The 17,096-nt window shown below is 67.6% G+C and carries 15 protein-coding genes and 1 pseudogene; 9 read left to right on the forward strand and 7 right to left on the reverse strand.

The window, feature by feature from the left end; all coding sequences use genetic code 11:
- A partial coding sequence (locus tag ASD56_RS14320; protein ID WP_055967298.1) for an LGFP repeat-containing protein occupies positions 1-225 on the forward strand: 225 nt, incomplete at its 5' end.
- A gap of 21 nt (positions 226-246) precedes the next feature.
- On the opposite strand, the gene rfbD is transcribed toward ASD56_RS14320, so the two are convergent.
- From rfbD to rfbA, 3 genes are read right to left on the reverse strand one after another with little or no spacing between them, the layout of a single operon-like run.
- Positions 247-1,656 (reverse strand): dTDP-4-dehydrorhamnose reductase, encoded by a 1,410-nt coding sequence (gene rfbD / locus ASD56_RS14325; RefSeq protein WP_055967301.1) that lies wholly within the window; start codon positions 1,654-1,656, stop codon positions 247-249.
- Positions 1,656-2,654 carry a dTDP-glucose 4,6-dehydratase gene (gene rfbB / locus ASD56_RS14330; protein WP_055967303.1) on the reverse strand — a complete coding sequence of 333 codons (999 nt, stop codon included), beginning with the start codon at positions 2,652-2,654 and terminating at the stop codon, positions 1,656-1,658. Before rfbB ends, rfbD begins: the two co-directional genes overlap by 1 nt.
- Positions 2,654-3,523 carry a glucose-1-phosphate thymidylyltransferase RfbA gene (rfbA, locus tag ASD56_RS14335; protein WP_055968122.1) on the reverse strand — a complete coding sequence of 290 codons (870 nt, stop codon included), beginning with the start codon at positions 3,521-3,523 and terminating at the stop codon, positions 2,654-2,656. Before rfbA ends, rfbB begins: the two co-directional genes overlap by 1 nt.
- A gap of 125 nt (positions 3,524-3,648) precedes the next feature.
- Between rfbA and ASD56_RS14340 the strand changes: the two genes are divergently transcribed.
- Positions 3,649-5,568: a rhamnan synthesis F family protein gene (locus tag ASD56_RS14340; RefSeq protein ID WP_055967306.1), complete on the forward strand. Its 1,920-nt coding sequence runs from the start codon at positions 3,649-3,651 to the stop codon at positions 5,566-5,568.
- A gap of 15 nt (positions 5,569-5,583) precedes the next feature.
- On the opposite strand, the gene ASD56_RS14345 is transcribed toward ASD56_RS14340, so the two are convergent.
- A complete protein-coding gene (locus tag ASD56_RS14345; protein WP_055967309.1) occupies positions 5,584-6,840 on the reverse strand; it encodes an ABC transporter ATP-binding protein in 1,257 nt (418 codons plus the stop codon).
- Position 6,841: 1 nt separating this feature from the next.
- Entirely contained in the window at positions 6,842-7,708 is an 867-nt protein-coding gene (locus ASD56_RS14350; RefSeq protein ID WP_235565737.1) for an ABC transporter permease, read from the reverse strand.
- 201 nt (positions 7,709-7,909) lie between these two features.
- Here ASD56_RS14350 and ASD56_RS16650 point away from each other — a divergent pair.
- Positions 7,910-8,236 (forward strand): annotated as a pseudogene (locus tag ASD56_RS16650) (glycosyltransferase); the annotation flags it as partial.
- 333 nt (positions 8,237-8,569) lie between these two features.
- Here the strand turns inward: ASD56_RS16650 and ASD56_RS16530 are convergent.
- Positions 8,570-10,234: a DUF2142 domain-containing protein gene (locus tag ASD56_RS16530; protein WP_157536131.1), complete on the reverse strand. Its 1,665-nt coding sequence runs from the start codon at positions 10,232-10,234 to the stop codon at positions 8,570-8,572.
- A 96-nt stretch (positions 10,235-10,330) separates the two neighbouring features.
- Between ASD56_RS16530 and ASD56_RS14360 the strand changes: the two genes are divergently transcribed.
- The 6 genes from ASD56_RS14360 to ASD56_RS14385 all read left to right on the forward strand — a co-directional run bounded on the left by ASD56_RS14360 (position 10,331) and on the right by ASD56_RS14385 (position 15,958).
- Positions 10,331-11,062, forward strand: a complete 732-nt coding sequence (locus ASD56_RS14360) for a glycosyltransferase family 2 protein (protein ID WP_055967315.1) — start codon at positions 10,331-10,333, stop codon at positions 11,060-11,062.
- Positions 11,059-11,493, forward strand: coding sequence for a DUF2304 domain-containing protein (locus tag ASD56_RS14365; RefSeq protein ID WP_055967318.1), 435 nt, complete (start codon positions 11,059-11,061; stop codon positions 11,491-11,493). Before ASD56_RS14360 ends, ASD56_RS14365 begins: the two co-directional genes overlap by 4 nt.
- Positions 11,462-12,727: a hypothetical protein gene (locus ASD56_RS14370; protein WP_055967321.1), complete on the forward strand. Its 1,266-nt coding sequence runs from the start codon at positions 11,462-11,464 to the stop codon at positions 12,725-12,727. The genes ASD56_RS14365 and ASD56_RS14370 overlap by 32 nt, the downstream gene beginning before the upstream one ends.
- A gap of 73 nt (positions 12,728-12,800) precedes the next feature.
- Positions 12,801-13,832, forward strand: coding sequence for a GDP-mannose 4,6-dehydratase (gene gmd / locus ASD56_RS14375; protein WP_055967324.1), 1,032 nt, complete (start codon positions 12,801-12,803; stop codon positions 13,830-13,832).
- Between the two features lie 6 nt (positions 13,833-13,838).
- Positions 13,839-14,777 carry an NAD-dependent epimerase/dehydratase family protein gene (locus tag ASD56_RS14380; protein WP_055967327.1) on the forward strand — a complete coding sequence of 313 codons (939 nt, stop codon included), beginning with the start codon at positions 13,839-13,841 and terminating at the stop codon, positions 14,775-14,777.
- Complete coding sequence (locus ASD56_RS14385) at positions 14,774-15,958, forward strand: DegT/DnrJ/EryC1/StrS family aminotransferase (protein WP_055967330.1); 1,185 nt, start codon at positions 14,774-14,776, stop codon at positions 15,956-15,958. Before ASD56_RS14380 ends, ASD56_RS14385 begins: the two co-directional genes overlap by 4 nt.
- Before the next feature lie 36 nt (positions 15,959-15,994).
- Here the strand turns inward: ASD56_RS14385 and ASD56_RS14390 are convergent, their stop codons facing one another.
- Positions 15,995-17,095, reverse strand: a complete 1,101-nt coding sequence (locus tag ASD56_RS14390) for a glycosyltransferase family 4 protein (protein ID WP_055967333.1) — start codon at positions 17,093-17,095, stop codon at positions 15,995-15,997.
- Position 17,096: the final 1 nt, after the last annotated feature.

Below are 17,096 nucleotides of genomic sequence, written 5' to 3' on the forward strand. Positions count from 1 at the left end.
GGCTGTTATCAGCCGTTCCAGGGCGGCTGGGTCGTGCGAAGCACTTCTGGTTCGTTCGCGGTGCCGACGGCGGTGCTGTCGCTGTGGTCGTCGTGGGGCCGCGAGTACGGAGACCTCGGGTTCCCGACGGGCGCGCCGTCGGCAGACCCGGCGACCGGCAACTACACGCAGGCGTTCCAGGGCGGTGTGGTGACCGTAGCCGGCGGGATCGCCCGGTTCCCGTGACCGCGTCCGGGATGCTGCAGATCAGCTCGCGAGATAGTCGGCGAGAGCGGCATCCCATGACCGTGGCGTGAAGCCGCTGTCCTGGAGCTTGGCGAGGTCGAGCACGCTGTTGCGCGGGCGGGGAGCGACGGGCCCGGCCGCCGACGCGAAGTACTCCTCCGTCGAGACGCCGGTCACGCGGGCTGTGTCGTTCCCGGTCAGCTCGAACACCCGGCGTGCGACATCCGCCCATGACGCAGGCTCGCCCGCACCCGTGAGGTTGTAGACGCCGAAGGGCGCTCCCGACTCCAGCAGGTGCCGGATGCCGCGTGCGATGTCATCGGTGAAGGTCAGGCGTCCGACTTGGTCGTCGACGACCCGCGGGTCGATGCCGCGCTCGGCCAGCGAGGCCATCGTCCGTACGAAGTTCTTGCCTTCGCCGATCACCCATGAGGTCCGCACGATGTAGTGACGCGGAACGGTGGCCACGGCGGCGTCGCCCGCGGCCTTGGTCTGGCCGTAGACGCCGAGGGGGCTCAGCGCGTCGCTCTCGCGGTATGCGCTCTCCGAGGAGCCGTCGAACACGTAGTCGCTCGAGACGTGGATGAGCGTGATGCCGTTCTCGGCCGCGATGCGGGCGAGGGCAGCCGTGCCCGAGACGTTGGCGGCCCACGCGTCGCGCCTGCCCTCTGCTGTCTCCGCGGTGTCGACGGCGGTATAGGCCGAGGCGTTCACGATCGTGCCGTAGTCGCGCCAGCGCCGGGCCGATGCGAGTTCCGGGTCAGTGAGGTCGAGGTCCGCGCGGGTCGCATACTCGACAGGACCGTGGCCGGCGAACTCGTCGCGCAGCGCCAGCCCGAGCTGGCCGCCGGCTCCGACGACGAGGATCTTGCGCGGGGGGACGGGAGTCACCTCGTCGAGTCGGGGGTGGGCGAGGTCCTTCGGCGAGATCTCGACCTCTTCGAGCGGGATCGGCCAGGCGATGGCAGCAGTCTCATCCGCGAGGTTGAGGAAGGAGTACGACGCGTTCGGCGACCAGTGGTCGTTCACCAGGTACGTGTACGCGGTGTCGGCCTCGAGCGTCTGGTACGAGTTGCCCACGCCGCGGGGGACGAAGATCGCGCGGGACGGGTCGAGCTCGGTCGTGAAGACCGCCCCGAACGTCGGTCCCTCGCGCAGGTCGACCCACGCCCCGAAGATCCGTCCCGTCGCGACCGAGACCCACTTGTCCCAGGGCTCCGCGTGGATGCCGCGGGTGGTGCCGCGCTCGTCGTTGAACGAGATGTTGTTCTGCACGGGCCCGAAGTCAGGCAGGCCCAGCGCGAGCATCTTCTCGCGCTGCCAGTTCTCCTTGAACCAGCCACGTGCATCGCCGTGTACCGGCAGCTCGAAGACGACCAGACCCGGGATGGAGGTTTGGACGACCGCGAGCTGCTTGCCGAACTCCGCCATCACTGGCCCTTCGACGCGTAGAACGCCTCGACGCCGTCCTTGGCGCCCGCCCACCACGACTCGTTCTCGCGGTACCACTGGATCGTCGCGGTCAGGCCGGCCTCGAAGTCGCCGTACTGGGGCGTCCAGCCGAGTTCCGTGCGCAGCTTGGTCGAGTCGATCGCGTAGCGCAGGTCGTGACCGGCGCGATCGGTGACGTGGTCGTAGGCGTCTCTGGGCTCGCCCATGAGCTCGAGGATGAGCTCGACGACGTCCTTGTTGTTCTTCTCGCCGTCGGCCCCGATGAGGTAGGTCTCGCCGATCTCACCCTTGTCGAGGATCGTCAGAACGGCCGAGGAGTGGTCGTCGGCGTGGATCCAGTCGCGCACGTTCTCGCCTGCGCCGTAGAGCTTGGGGCGGATGCCGCGGATGACGTTGGTGATCTGACGCGGGATGAACTTCTCGACGTGCTGGTAGGGGCCGTAGTTGTTGGAGCAGTTGGAGATCGTGGCGCGCACGCCGAACGATCGCACCCACGCCCGCACGAGCAGGTCACTGCCCGCCTTGGTCGATGAGTAGGGCGATGAGGGGTTGTACGGGGTCTGCTCCGTGAACCGGGCGGGGTCGTCCAGCTCGAGGTCGCCGTAGACCTCGTCGGTCGAGATGTGGTGGAAGCGGCGGTCGTGCCGGCGCGCGGCCTCGAGCAGCGTGTACGTGCCGATGATGTTCGTGTCGAGGAATGGGCGCGGGTTGTGCAGCGAGTTGTCGTTGTGCGACTCCGCCGCGTAGTGGACCACGGCATCGGCATCCGCGAACAGATCGTCGACGAGCGCGGCATCGGTGATGTCGCCCTTCACGAACGTCACGCGATCCTGGGGGAGACCCGCGAGAGACGCCTCGTTGCCGGCGTACGTGAGCGCGTCGAGGACGGTGACGTGGTGGTCGGTATGGCCGACGACATGGTGGACGAAGTTGGAGCCGATGAAGCCGGCGCCACCGGTGACGAGCAGCTTCGACATCAGCGACCCCTTTCCAGGATCTCGAGCAGGTAGGAGCCGTAGCCGGACTTCACGAGCTTCGTCGCGCGTTCGCGCAGTTCGTCGTCGGTGAGGAAGCCCTGACGCCAGCCGACCTCCTCCGGCGAGCCGATCTTCATGCCGGTGCGACGCTCGATGGTGCGGACGTACTCGGCGGCATCCGTCATCTGATCGAACGTGCCGGTGTCGAGCCACGCGGTGCCGCGCGGCATGACCTCGACCGAGAGTTTTCCGCGCTCCAAGTAGGCGCGGTTGACGTCGGTGATCTCGTACTCGCCCCGGGGACTCGGCTCGAGGTCGCGCGCGATCGCGACGACGTCGTTGTCATAGAAGTAGAGGCCCGGCACGGCGTAGTTGCTCTTGGGGGCGGCCGGCTTCTCCTCGAGGGAGATGGCGGTGCCGGCGACGTCGAACTCGACGACGCCGTAGGCCTGCGGGTCGGACACCCAGTAGGCGAAGACCGCACCGCCGTCGACGTCGGCGTAGCGCTTGAGCTGCGAACCGAGGCCGGGGCCGTAGATCAAGTTGTCTCCGAGCACGAGCGCCACCTTGTCGGAGCCGATGAAGTCGGCGCCGATCGTGAACGCCTGTGCCAGGCCGTCCGGGGACGGCTGCTGTGCGAAGGTCAGGGAGACGCCGAACTGGGAGCCGTCGCCGAGGAGCCGCTCGAAGAACGGGGCGTCGTGGGGGGTGGTGATCACAAGGATGTCGCGGACGCCGGCCAGCATGAGCGTCGACAGCGGGTAATACACCATGGGCTTGTCGTAGACGGGGATCAGTTGCTTGGAGACTCCGAGGGTGATCGGATGAAGCCGCGTACCACTGCCGCCCGCGAGGATGATGCCTTTCACATCCACCATCGTTTCACACTGGCTCATCAGTGACTGCCGATAGAATCGTCGGCGCGGGGCGCTGATCACCGATGGCGCGTCCGAGCCGCTCGCCCCGCGCACAATGGATCGGCGGAGTCCCCCTCTTGAACAAGCCCGAGCGCAGCCAGATTGCAGTCCCCGACTCGGAGTCGGAAACCCCAGCGGCGGCACGGCGCGCGATCATCTACGTGGTCTACGACCGCCGGGGAGACGTCGAGGACTATATCCCGTATGCCCTGGAGGGTATGCGCGAACACGCTTCGCACATCCTTGCGGTGGTGAACGGGTCGCTCTCTGAACAGGGTCGCGTCGCGCTGGAAGCCACCGCCGACGACATCCTCGTCCGTGAGAACGCCGGATACGACATCTGGGCGCACAAGGACGCGCTGGCGCACCTCGGCGATCGCGTGGCGGACTTCGATGAGATCGTCCTGACCAACGACACCTGGTTCGGTCCGATCCGCGACTTCGCGCCGGTGTTCGAGCGCATGGCTGGGCGGCCCGTCGACTTCTGGGGGATGACGGACCACGCGCGCGAAGAGGTGAACCCGTTCACGGGGGAGGGATCCCTCCCGTACCACCTCCAGTCCTTCTGGATCGCGGTACGGCGCGCGATGTTCACGTCAGAGGCCTGGAGCGCGTACTGGCGCGATCTGCCCGCCATGCCGGACTATTTCGACGCCGTGCTCAAGCACGAGGCGATCTTCACGGAGCACTTCACCGAGCGCGGCTTCACCGCGGAGGCGGCCTTTCCGAGCGCCGACTACCCCACTGAGCACCCGGCGCTGTTCAACCCGGATCTCCTGATCGACGACGGCTGCCCGATCCTCAAGCGGCGCCCCTTCTTCCACTACCCACCGTTCCTCGACCGCCACGCCGTGATCGGCCGGGAGATCCTCCAGGGCGTCGAGGCCTACGGCTACCCACTGGAGCTCATCTGGCAGGACCTCGCGCGCAACGTCGAGCCGAAGGTGCTCAACGCCGACGCGGGCATGCTCGAAGTGCTGCCGGACGTGGACCTGACGTATAACCGCGACGCGCCGCTCCGGATCGCCGCGCTGCTGCACGTCTTCTACCCGGAACTCGCCGACGAGATGCTCGACCGGGTCGACACCCTGCCCGAGGGGTATGACCTGATCGTCACCACTGCCGACGAGACGAAGGCCGAGGCGATCCGCGCCATCGTCGCTGGTCGGCCGCGCCGGCATCGAGCCTTCGAGGTGCGCGTGGTGAGCAACGAGGGCCGCGACCAGAGCGCTTTCCTGATCGGATGCCGCGACTTGCTGCTCGGCGACGAGTACGACCTCGTGGTGAAGCTCCACTCGAAGAAGACGCCGCAGGACGGGCACAACATCGGGCGCCATTTCCGGCGGCAGCAGTTCGACAACCTGCTGAACAGCCCCGGCTACACCGCGAACGTCCTCGCCCTGTTCCAGAAGGAGCCCGGCCTCGGCCTGGTCTACCCCCCGATGATCCACATCGGCTACCCGACGATGGGCCGCGCCTGGTGGGCGAACAAGAAGCCGTTCGCCGCACTGGCGGAGACTCTCGGCGTCCGGGTGCCCCTCGACGACGTGTCGCCGCTCGCGCCTTTCGGCGGGATGTTCATCGCGCGGCCGAAGGCGCTGCGGCTCATGGTGGACCGCGACTGGACGTATGAGGACTTCGGCGGTGCAGAGGCGTACCAGGACGGCGGCCTCGCCCACGTGCTCGAGCGGATGCCGTCCTACGCCGCGGGCGAGCTCGGATTCCATACGCGGACCGTCGCGACCACCGAGTACATGTCCGTCAGTCATACCGCTCTGGAGTACAAGCTCGATCAGCTCGCCGCCGAAGTGCCCGGCGACATGGTCGAGCAGATCCAGCTTCTGCGCAGCGGCACGGGTTTCGTCGGCAAGGGGCGGATCATCGATCTCGTCAGGATCTACGCCAACATGCACCTGCCGGAAGCGACTGCCGTCGTGCGGCGTGCCGTCGGCCGGTCGTCGCCGCTCGGGCAGGCGATCAGCAAGCGCCGCGGCTGAGGACCGGCAACGGCGTCAGGCCTCTTCGACCTCGGCGCGCGCGTAGGCGCTTCCGTTCTGGCGGCGCACCACCGGGACGAAGAACGATGCGGCCAGCCAGCGCGCGTCCCACGAATCACCGTCTTCGTTCGTGATCTCGGCGTTGACGAAGTACTGACCGCCCCCCAACGCCAGATCGGAGATCACGTAGCGCAGTGTTGTCAGGCCCGCCGCGTGCGGCCCGTGGGGCGTCTCCATGAGGCGCGTGCCGGTGTTGAACACCTGGTGGCCTTGCGACGTGTCGATGCTGATGCCCGAGTGCCAGCGCTCCATGGAGGTCGGGTGGTCGACGCCGATCTCGATGATGAGGCCGCCGACGTTGGGGAAGTGATCGGTCTCGATCCCGTCGAGGTCCCGCACGGTGAGAGACGTGATGGTGGGCCGCGGCGCCGAAGGCTCGGCGGGAAGGTCCGCCGCTTCACGCGCCTCAGACTCGGCGATCCGCTCGTGCTCGAGCGTGTCCTTGCGCTTGCCCTCGAGGATCTCGCGGTGGACGGTGATGGCGTCGACCGCGGAGCCGATGAAAGCGACCTCACCGTTGCGAAGGACCACGCCCTGATCGCAGATGTCCATGACTTGAGCCGCCGAATGCGAGACGAGGATGATGGTCCGGCCTTCGCGCTGGAACTGCCGGATCTTGTCCATGCACTTGCGCTGGAACGCCTCGTCGCCGACGGCGAGCACCTCGTCGACGAGCAGGAGGTCGGGGTCGGTGTGCACGGCCACGGCGAAGGCGAGGCGCACGTACATGCCCGACGAGTAGAACTTCACCTGGGTGTCGATGAAGTCGCCGATCTCGGCGAAGGCGACGATGCTGTCGAACTGCGCGTCCGTCTCGGCCTTCGACAGGCCGAGGATGGATGCGTTGAGGTAGACGTTGTCGCGCCCGGAGAGGTCGGGGTGGAACCCGGCACCCAACTCCAGCAGGGCGGCGAGCCGTCCGCGCCGCATCACTCGGCCGGAGCTCGGGTCGACGATCCCGCCGATCACCTTGAGGAGGGTGCTCTTCCCCGAGCCGTTCGTGCCGATCAGCCCGATGGTCGTGCCGGCGTGGATGGTGAGTGAGACGTCCCGCAGCGCCTCGAACTCCTCGCGGTGCGTCCGTCCGCGCCGCCCGAGCGTGACGATCCGCTCCTTCAGCGAGTTGTCCTTGCGGAGGACGAAGGTCTTCGAGACGTCCTCGATGACGACGATCGGGGGTGCGTCGAGCTGGCCGAGGTCTGATTCCGTCATGTCACAGCTCCTGCGCGAAGTTGCCCTGGAGCCGAGCGAACGTACGCTGGCAGATCCAGAGGAGGACGGCGCCGACCAGAAGGGCGATGAGCATGCGAAGAGGCAGATCCGGCGGGTAGTCGGCATCCGTGCCCGCCATCCAGAAGGTGCGGTGGAAGCCCAGAACAGCCAGCGTCAGCGGATTGTTGGTGTAGACCTCGAGCAGCCAGGACGGCAGACCGGCATCTCGGATGATGTCGGCCACCATGGTCCAGCCGTAGACGATGGGGGACGCCCACAGCGACAGCATCAGCAGGATTTGAGTCAGGTACTGCACGTCGCGGAGATAGACGTTCAAGGCGGAGAAGAGGAGCCCCAGCCCCAGCCCGTACACGACGACGATCAGCACGGAGGGGATGAAGTACAGCAGTCCGGGCCCGAGCGGCGCGGTGGCCAGAAGGAAGCATGCGGCGATGAGGACGACGACCTGGACGGCGAAAGTGAAGAGGGACGAGCCGGCCGCCGAGATCGGGAAGACCTCCCGCGGCACGTAGACCTTCTTGACGAGACCGGAATTCGCGACGATCGACGCTGTCGTACTGGAGAGCGTCTCGGAGAACAGGCCGTAGATGGTCAGGCCCGCGAAGACGTAGATCGCGAAGTCCGGGATGCCGCGCGCGGCGCCGAGGATCTTGCCCATCACCACGTAGTAGATGATGAGCTGCACGATGGGGTTGATCAGGGTCCAGAGCAGGCCGAGGACGCTGTCCTTGTAGCGCGCTTTAATGTCGCGACGGACGAGGAGGCCGAGGAGCTGCCGGTGGGCGAGGACCGCTCGCAGCGAACCCCACGTGCCTCGCAGCCCACCCGAGCCGGTGGTCGAGATCAAGGGTTCCTGGCGCAGGCGCGCGAACCTGCCGGGAACTCCCTTATCCACTCGTCACTGGTGCTTTCTCTCGTCGGACACGGCCTCCAACTATACCGCCCGTGGCCTCGGGCTCCCTGGGTGAGGGTTGTACGATGGGGCACCATGCCCTCGTCGACCCAGCGATCCACCCCTGCCGGCGATCAGCGACCTGGCGGGGCGCGGATGGTCGCCGGTGTCGTGCTCGCGTATCACCCGACCGACGAGATCCTCGGGAACATCCGCGCACTGCGCGAGCAGGTGCCGCGCGTGTTCGTCGTGAACAACTCGCCCGACGCGGCGTCGCGACGCCTTCTCGACTCCCTCGGGGATCCGGCTGTCACCGTGCTCGATCAGGCCGACAACGTCGGGGTCGCCGCCGGGTTCAACGCGGGCATGCGCGCCGCGCTGGATGAAGGGGCCGACAACGTCTGGATCTTCGACCAGGACAGCACCGTCGCCCCGGGCATGCTCGATGCCCTGCTGCGCGCGCAGGACCGCGAAGACATCGCGGTCGGGATCGTGGGTCCCGCTCTCCGCGCCGCCGAGACGGGAAACGTCTACGACGCCGACCGCGGTCAGGGGAGCGCCCCCATCGACGCCCTCATCTCCTCCGGCGCATTGTTCTCGCGTCAGCTGCTGGAAACGATCGGCCTCCACGACGAGGCACTGTTCATCGACTACGTCGACCACGACATCAGCCTTCGGGCGACGCGGGCGGGCTTCACCAACCTGAAGGTGTACGACACGCTGCTGGATCACCGATTCGGCGACTCGGTGCCCGGGTCGTTCTTCGGGCGACGCGTCTATCTGTCGAACTATTCGCCACTGCGGCAGTACTACATGTCACGCAACCGGGTGATCCTTGCCCGCAGGTTCGGCGGCGGACGCTGGCTGCGGGACGACATCCGCTACGCCGTGCGGGCGTGGGTCAAGGTCATCGTCTGCGAGCGGGACCGTCCGCGCAAGATCGGAGCCTTCTTCCGCGGGCTGCGCGACGGGCTCCGCTACCGCGCGGTCTGACCCTTCAGGCGCTGGCTCCGCGGTCCACGCCGTCGAGGCTTCGCGCTCCGGGCGCGGCAGCGCCAGGGCGAAGAGCGCGAGCATGCCCGCGAACGCGAGCGAGCCGAGCACCCAGACGAAGGCCGGGCTCGGCGCGCCGTTCCACCACCACTCGGCGTTCGCGCCCGGGTCGAGACTCGACTCGTCCGTGCCGGTCGTGTAGCGCTGGATGTTGAACTGCAGCGACACCGTGAAGGCGACGGTGAGTGCGGCGGCGGCGAGGCCGAGCCGACCGCCGTTCCAGGAGGACTCGGCATCGCGACGAAGCGACGCGACCCCGATCGCGATCACTAGAAGCGGCAGCAGGTATCGCGGCTGGATGATCGTGCCGACGACGACGCGCGACTGGTAGAGCAGCACGAAAGGCACGACCCACAGCGACGCCAGCACCAGCAGGAGGGCGACGAGCCGTCGGAGGTCGAGCCGGCGGATGCCCACGAACAGCGCTCCCGCTACCACGACCATGACGAGAATCGGCACCGTAGCGGGGAGGCGCGTGTCGAGCCAGCCCAGATGCCAGCCGCCGACCGCCCCGATCCACAGCGACGGGATCTCCAGGAGATTGGACAGGAGCTGTCCGCCGGTGAGTGGCGGATTGCCCTCCGTCATGCCGGTGACGACCGCGCCGCCCTGCGCGGCATTGAGATAGAACACGGCGCTCACGAGGACGATGATTCCGCCGGTGACGGCGGGGATCAGTGCATCGCGGTGCAGGCGGGCGCCGAGGATGAGGGCGAGAACGACGGCGAAGCACGCGTACACCGCGGCATCCGCACGTGCGCCGGCTCCGAGCAGCGCGCCGAACAGGGCGAGCCCAGCCAGAGCGTAGCGGCGTCGCCCGGCGGTCTGGGTCGCACCGTAGAGCGCGATCCAGACGACGGCTGCCGACAGCACCGCCCACGCGGAAGGGTTGGTCGATGCCAGCACGAACGCGCCGAGGGGCACACTCGTCGCGGCGACGGAGACGATCAGGGCGGGCCTGGTCCAGCGGGGCAGGACGAAGAAGACGGCGGTGAGCAGGCCCACCGCAAGGGCGGCGTTGAACAGCCGCATCGCCATCACCGACGCCTGGATGTCCTCGCTCGCGAAGATCGACATCGTCGCGTAGAACAGCGGCGGATAGAGCCCGTCGATGTTCGCGCGCGTGACGGTGATCAGGCCCGACTCGTCGGGGACCCAGCACTCACCGCTCTGCTCGGGGTTGAAGGCGTAGCAAGGCGCGGTGGGCAGCGATGCGGGAACAAGACGGTCCTGCGAGCCGTCATCGGGGTTCTCGCACAGGCCGTCGCGTTCGCCCAGACCGCACCAGACAGCCGCCAGGTGGAAGTCGTCGTCGGGGCTCGAGCCCACCGGCGAGCTGAAGGCCCAGGCTCCGAGCGACACGAAAGCGAGCAGGGGGATGATGGCGGCGAGCAGCATCCGTCGCAGCTGGATACCCGGACGTTTCACTCAGGCATCGTAGCCCGCCGCGGTCGAACGTCACCCGGGCGACCGGGCGCGTCAGTGCCACGGGAGAGCGTGCCGCCGCTGATAAGATCCCGGATCATGCCCCTTCCACCGGAGCGCACGCTCGTCATCGTGCCGGCATGGAACGAGTCCCGGAATGTCGGGAACACCGTCCGCGAGATCCTCGATCAATCCGCCGAGTACGACGTGCTCGTCGTCGACGACGGATCGACCGACGGAACTGCCCAGTTCGCCCGCGAAGCCGGCGCTCGCGTCCTCGTGCTGCCCTTCAACATGGGTGTGGGCGGTGCGATGAGGACCGGATTCACATACGCCCAGCGACACGGGTACCACCGTGCAATCCAGGTCGACGCCGATGGGCAGCACAATCCGCGCGACATCCCTGACGTCATCGCGGGTCTGAGTCACGCCGACATCTCAATCGGCGCTCGCTTCGCCGATGTGGGGGAGTACCAGGCGAAAGGGCCGCGCCGCTGGGCGATGGTCTTCCTCGCGGGAGTCATCTCCCGTGTCGCGCGCACGCGACTCACCGATGTCACCAGCGGCTTCCGGGCGGCCAACCGCCGGGCGATAGACCAGTACGTCCGCTACTATCCGGCCGAGTATCTCGGGGACACCGTCGACTCGCTCGTCAGCGCGATCCACTCCGGCCTCACCGTGACGCAGGTCCCGGTCGCCATGCGAGCACGCGCGCACGGAAAGCCGAGTCAGAACCCCGTCGGGGCGACGATCTACCTTTTGCGATCGGTCTTCGCCCTCACGCTTGCGCTCATGCGCGGGCGTCGGCGTGCGGGGGAGGTCAGCGCATGATCGTCCTCGCGGGCATAGGACTTGCCGTCCTCGTGCTGGTCATCATCGTGTCGCTGCTGCTCCGACGCCAGCTGCGTGAGAAGTACGCGACGCTCTGGATCATCATCGGCCTCGTCATTCTGGTGCTCGCGCTGTTCCCAGGCCTGCTGCTGGGACTTTCGCAGCTTCTCGGGGTGGAGGTCCCGGCCAACCTCATCTTCGCGCTCGCGATCGTGTTGCTGGTGGGAGTGGCACTTCACCTCTCGTGGGAGCTCTCGCAGGCTGAAGACGAGGTGCGGCGGGTCGCGGAAGACGTCGCCATCCTGCGTGCCGACGTCGAGGAGCTCAGGAAGAGCGTCGGGCTGGATGCCGGCACCGAGGGCCCGAGGGCGAATGGCACGGTTCCCGGAGAGATTCCGGATGCCGAACGCCGAGCCGGCGATGAAGGCTGAGACAGCCGGCACCGGCCTCCGGGCGATCCTCGTTGCCACCGTCGTCGCGGGGGCGCTGGGCTACGCGATCCAGCTGCTCGCACCCGCGCTGCTCACAGACGACGCCGCGTATGTTGCCTTTTCGGTCTACTGGTCGACCCTCTACCTCTGCGTGGCGGCCCTGTCCGGCGTCCAGCAGGAGGTGACCCGCGCGGCCAGGCCGGTCGTCGACGAGCCGCCGACGCCGGTGCTGCGGCAGTTCACTCTCATCGCGATCGGGGTCGTGCTCGCGGCCGTCGCCGTGCTGGCGCTCCTGTTCGGCAACGAGATCCTCCCCGACTCCACGGTCGCGCTCGCGGTGTGCCTGGCGATCGGCGTCGTCGGCTACCTGATGGTCGCGGTGCTGAGCGGCGTGCTCTACGGGCTCCGGCTGTGGCTCGCGGTGGCGTGGCTGACGATCGTGGATGCCGGCATCCGCGCCGTCCTCGTCGTGATCGCGCTGGCGCTCGGCCTCGCTCCGGAGTGGATCGCGCTTGCCGTCTCGGTGCCGTTCGGCCTGGCTTTCCTCGCGGTCTGGCTGCGCACGCGGCCGACGGTGGTCGGTGCCTTCCGGCTCGACGTCCGGCTCCGTCGGCTCATCGCGCACACGCTCGGCACTGTCGTGGCGGCGGCGTCGATGGGTGCCATGCTGAGCGGGCTTCCGATGTTCCTCGGCCTCACCGCGCACCGGTCCGAAACCGCCGTCCTGGCCGGACTCATCCTCGCCGTCACGCTCACCCGTGCGCCCATCGTCGTCCCCCTCCTGGCGCTGCAGAGCTACTTCATCTCGATCTTCCGGGAGGGCGGCCGCGGGATGCTTCGCCGCATCCTTCTCGCTCTCGCCACAGCAGCGGGAGGTGTGCTGCTGCTCTCCGTGGCGGCGTGGTTCATCGGCCCGTTCGTGATCGGTCTGGTCTCCTCCGGCCGCTTCGAGATCAGCTCGGCGATGATGGCGGTGATCACGGCGAGCGCGGGCCTCGTTGCGCTCATGTGCATCACCGGTCCGGCGCTCGTGAGTCAGAGTCGCCACGTCCCGTACGCCGCCGGCTGGCTCGTCGCCGCGTTGCTGACGGTCGGATTCCTTTTGCTTCCATTGCCTATGGAGGCCCGGCTCACCGCTGCACTGCTGGTTCCGCCGGCTATCGGCCTCGTGACCCATCTCATCGAACTCGTTCGGACGGTTGATTCGATGCCATCGTCGCCCGTTGCGGGATAAGGGCTTCGGTCACCTCGGATAGACTCGTCCGCTGAAGCTACGCCTTCCGGCCAGCCCCACAGGAGTGAAACCCATGTCTCAGACCCCTGCGTCACCGAAGCGCGCCCTCATCACGGGCATCACCGGACAGGACGGCAGCTATCTCGCCGAGCTGCTTCTGGAGAAGGGCTACGAGGTCCACGGGCTGATCCGCCGCTCGTCGTCGTTCAACACGCAGCGCATCGACCACGTGTACCAGCCGGCTCAGACCGAGGACCACCGCCTGTTCCTCCACTTCGGCGACCTCTCCGACGGTTCGCGACTGGTGACGCTCCTCAACGAGATCCAGCCGCACGAGGTGTACAACCTCGCCGCCCAGTCGCACGTGCGGGTGAGCTTCGACGAACCCGAGTACACGGGTGACATCACCGGCCTCGGCAGTACTCGTCTGCTCGACGCGATCCGCGCGGCGAAGATCGATACCCGCTACTACCAGGCATCCAGCTCCGAGATGTTCGGCGCAACCCCGCCGCCCCAGAGCGAGGAGACGCCGTTCTACCCACGCTCGCCGTACGGGGTGGCCAAGGTGTACTCGTACTGGATCACCCGCAACTATCGCGAGGCGTACGACCTCTTCGCGGTCAACGGCATCCTCTTCAACCACGAGTCGCCGCGCCGCGGCGGCACCTTCGTGACCCGCAAGATCACGCGCGCCGTCGCACGGATCAAGGCCGGACTGCAGTCCGAGATCTACCTCGGCAACCTCGACGCGGTCCGCGACTGGGGCTACGCGCCTGAGTACGTCGAAGGCATGTGGCGGATGCTGCAGCACGACGAGCCGACCGACTACGTGCTCGCCACGAACACGGCCTACTCGGTCAAGGACTTCCTGCAGTTCTCGTTCGAGCACGTCGGCCTCGACTGGGAGAAGTACGTCCGCTTCGACGAGCGCTACCTGCGGCCCACCGAGGTCGACGCCCTCATCGGCGACTACGGCCGGGCCAAGAGCCTCCTCGACTGGGAGCCCAAGATCCACACGCCTCGCCTCGCGCAGATCATGGTCGACGCCGACATCGCGGCGCTCGAGGTCGAAGGCAGTCACTTCGTCGACCAGGTGCAGAGCTAGTCCCACGTGCACGCTCTCCTCACCGGCGGAGGCGGCATGCTCGCCTCCAGCATCGCCGAAGCATGGCACCGGCAACGCCCTGACGACCGCCTGACGGTCGTATCGCGTCGCGACGTCGACCTGGCTGACGCGGAGGCGACACGGGTGGCTTTCGCCGAGATTGCACCCGATGTCGTGATCCACACCGCGGCTTTCGTCGGCGGCATCGCCGACAAGATCGCACGGCCGCTGCCGTATCTGATGGAGAACGTCCGCATCGATTCCTCGGTCCTGGACGCCGTCGTGGGGTGCGGCATCCCGGCGTACCTCTACACGGCTTCCGCGGCGGTTTACCCCGCGAACGCACCCAACCCCATCGGGGAGGGCGCGCTGTTCACGGGGCCGCTCGAACCGGCCAACGAGGGGTACGGTCTGGCGAAGCTGACCGGGCTCACCGCCGTCGGATACGCGGCCAGGCAGACCGATCGCGCCTACCGCGCCATCCTGCCGTCGAACCTGTATGGGCCGCGCGACACGTTCGAGCCCGGCCGGTCGCACCTCATTGCATCCACCCTCCTCAAGACGCACACCGCGCGAGAGGAAGCGCGAACGTCGGTGGAGGTGTGGGGCGATGGAACGGCACGCCGTGAATTCACCTTCGCCCCCGACCTCGCCGAGTGGATCGTCGCATCGATCGGCGAGTTGAACGAGTGGCCGTCGGTCATGAACGTCGGCGCCGGCGTCGACCACTCGATCCGGGAGTTCTACGAGATCGCCGGCGCAGTCGTCGGCTTCGGCGGCGAACTCGCATTCGACACATCCAAGCCGAGCGGCGTCCCGCAGCGGCTCATCGACTCGTCGCTCGCCCGCCAGCACGGCTGGGCGCCGCGCACCGACATCCGCGACGGAATGGCCTCGTGCTACCGATCCTTCCTCGCCCGCACCGCAACAGGAGACCTCCGATGACCTCGACGCCCGCCTATCCGCTCGCCACCAGCACCTGGGATGACGCGGAGTACGCAGCACTCCAGCGGGTCATCGCCGGGGGCCGGTTCTCGATGGGGCCGATCGTCAAGCAGTTCGAGGCCGAGTTCGCCGCGCATTTCGGCGCCGGCTTCGCCGTCATGGTCAACTCGGGCAGCTCGGCGAACCTGATCGCCATCGCGGCTGCCGTGCTCGACCCCCGGATCGACCTCAACCGCGGTGACGAGGTGCTCGTGCCCGCCGTGTCATGGCCCACCACCTACTATCCGCTCACGCAGTACGGGCTGCGGCCGAAGTTCGTCGACATCGACATCGACACGCTCAACATGGACCTCGACCTGCTCGAGGCCGCGGTCGGGCCGCGCACGAAGGCAATCTTCGCGGTGAACCTCCTGGGCAACCCGAACGACTTCCCGCGGCTCCGCGACCTCTCGCAGCGGCACGGGCTCGTACTGCTCGAGGACAACTGCGAGTCCCTGGGCGCCGTCAAGGACGGCATCAATGCCGGCACGGCGGGCCTCGCCGGTACGTTCAGCTCCTTCTTCTCCCATCACATCGCGACGATGGAGGGAGGGATCATCCTCACCGACGACGAGCAGCTCTACCAGGAGATGATCTCGCTGCGGTCCCACGGATGGACGCGAGAGCTGCCCGTCGAGAACCACGTGCACAACAAGACCGGCGACGCATGGGACGATCTGTTCCGCTTCGTGCTCCCGGGCTACAACGTGCGTCCGCTCGAGATGGAGGGTGCCCTCGGCCTCGAGCAGCTGAAGAAGATCCCCGCCCTGATCTCGGGTCGCCGCGACAACGCCGCCTACTTCCTCGAGCGCTTCGCCGGCATCTCCGCCGTGCGCACGCAACGAGAGACCGGCGAGAGCAGCTGGTTCGGCTTCTCGATGGTGCTCGAGGGACCACTCGCCGGACGCCGCTCCGATGTCGTCAAGGCGTTCGCCGCCGCCGGTATCGAGTCCCGCCCCATCGTGGCCGGAAACTTCACCCGGAACCCCGTGATGGCGCACCTGGACGCCGTTGTTCCTGACGACCTGCCGGCTGCCGACAAGATCGACGTCGACGGACTCTTCGTCGGCAACCACCACTACCGGGTCCGTGACGGGATCGACCTGGTGGCCGAGACGATCGAGCGGGTCGCCGCGAGCTGATCCGTCGAGACGGGCCAGCGGCCAGCTGCTCGGCGGCTACCGCCGGCCCGTCTCGAGCGCTCGCTCGAACGACTCGAGCGTTCCGCGCGCGGTGCGCTCCCACGAGAACAGCGCGGCGCGCTCATACCCTCGTGCGGTCAGATCGGCGAGGACGTCCGGACGCGTCGCGGCCGTCGTCATCGCGTCGGCGATCGTCTGCAGGTCGTGCGGGTCGGTGAAGAGGGCGACGTCACCGACGACCTCGCGGTACACCGGAAGGTCGCTGATCATGACGGGGAGGCCGCTGCCCATGGCCTCGAGTGCAGGCAAGGAGAAGCCGTCGGCGAAGGAAGGCATCGCCAGCACGGTCGCCGTCGAATAGAGCTCGCGCATCTCGTCGTCATCGACCCAGGACTTCAGCTCGACCCACTCCTGCATCCCGGTCTCCTCGACCACGGCGATGAGCGGATCGTCGCCGTGGCTTCCTGTAATCACGACCTTCGGCCGGACGACGGGGTCCACGAGGGGAAGCGCGCGAATCAGGGACGGCCAGTTCTTGTGCGGGCGCCGGTTGCCCGTTGCCAGAACCATGGCTCCGTGCTCGGATGCTCTGGCTCGGTCGGCCCCGACCACGCTGCTTCCCGCGAGGGGGACGAGGTCGATCCGTTCGATCGGCACCTTCAGGTAGCGGACGATCGCCTCCCGCGACTCTTCGCTGATCGTGAGGATGCGGGTCGCGTTGCGCGAGGTGAGACGCTCCATGGCCTTCACCGGTCCGGTGTAGAGCGGCGTCGACATGTACTCAGGGTGGCTCCAGTAGAGCATGTCGTGCATGGAGATCACGGCCGGCATCGTCGTGCGCCACGGTCCGAGCGTCATAGGGGAGTGAAGCAGGTCGGCTTTCGCGCGAGCTGCTGCGCGGCCGCAGGTCAACTCACCCCATGCCCAGGCGAAACGGTTCTCACCGCTGATGCCGGATGCGACCGACTCGCCCGGGAACCACGATCGATCGAGCTCCCAGCCTTCCTTGCTGAAGTAACCCACGTAGTCGTGTTGCGGCGCCAGCCGTCCGAGCTGGCGGTAGAGCTCGCGGGCGTACGTCTCCATCCCGCCCTTCGTTCCGGTGAGCGAGAGCAGGTCGACGAAGATCCTCGCCACG

This window comes from Microbacterium sp. Root166 (genome assembly GCF_001427145.1).
Lineage (GTDB): Bacteria > Actinomycetota > Actinomycetes > Actinomycetales > Microbacteriaceae > Microbacterium.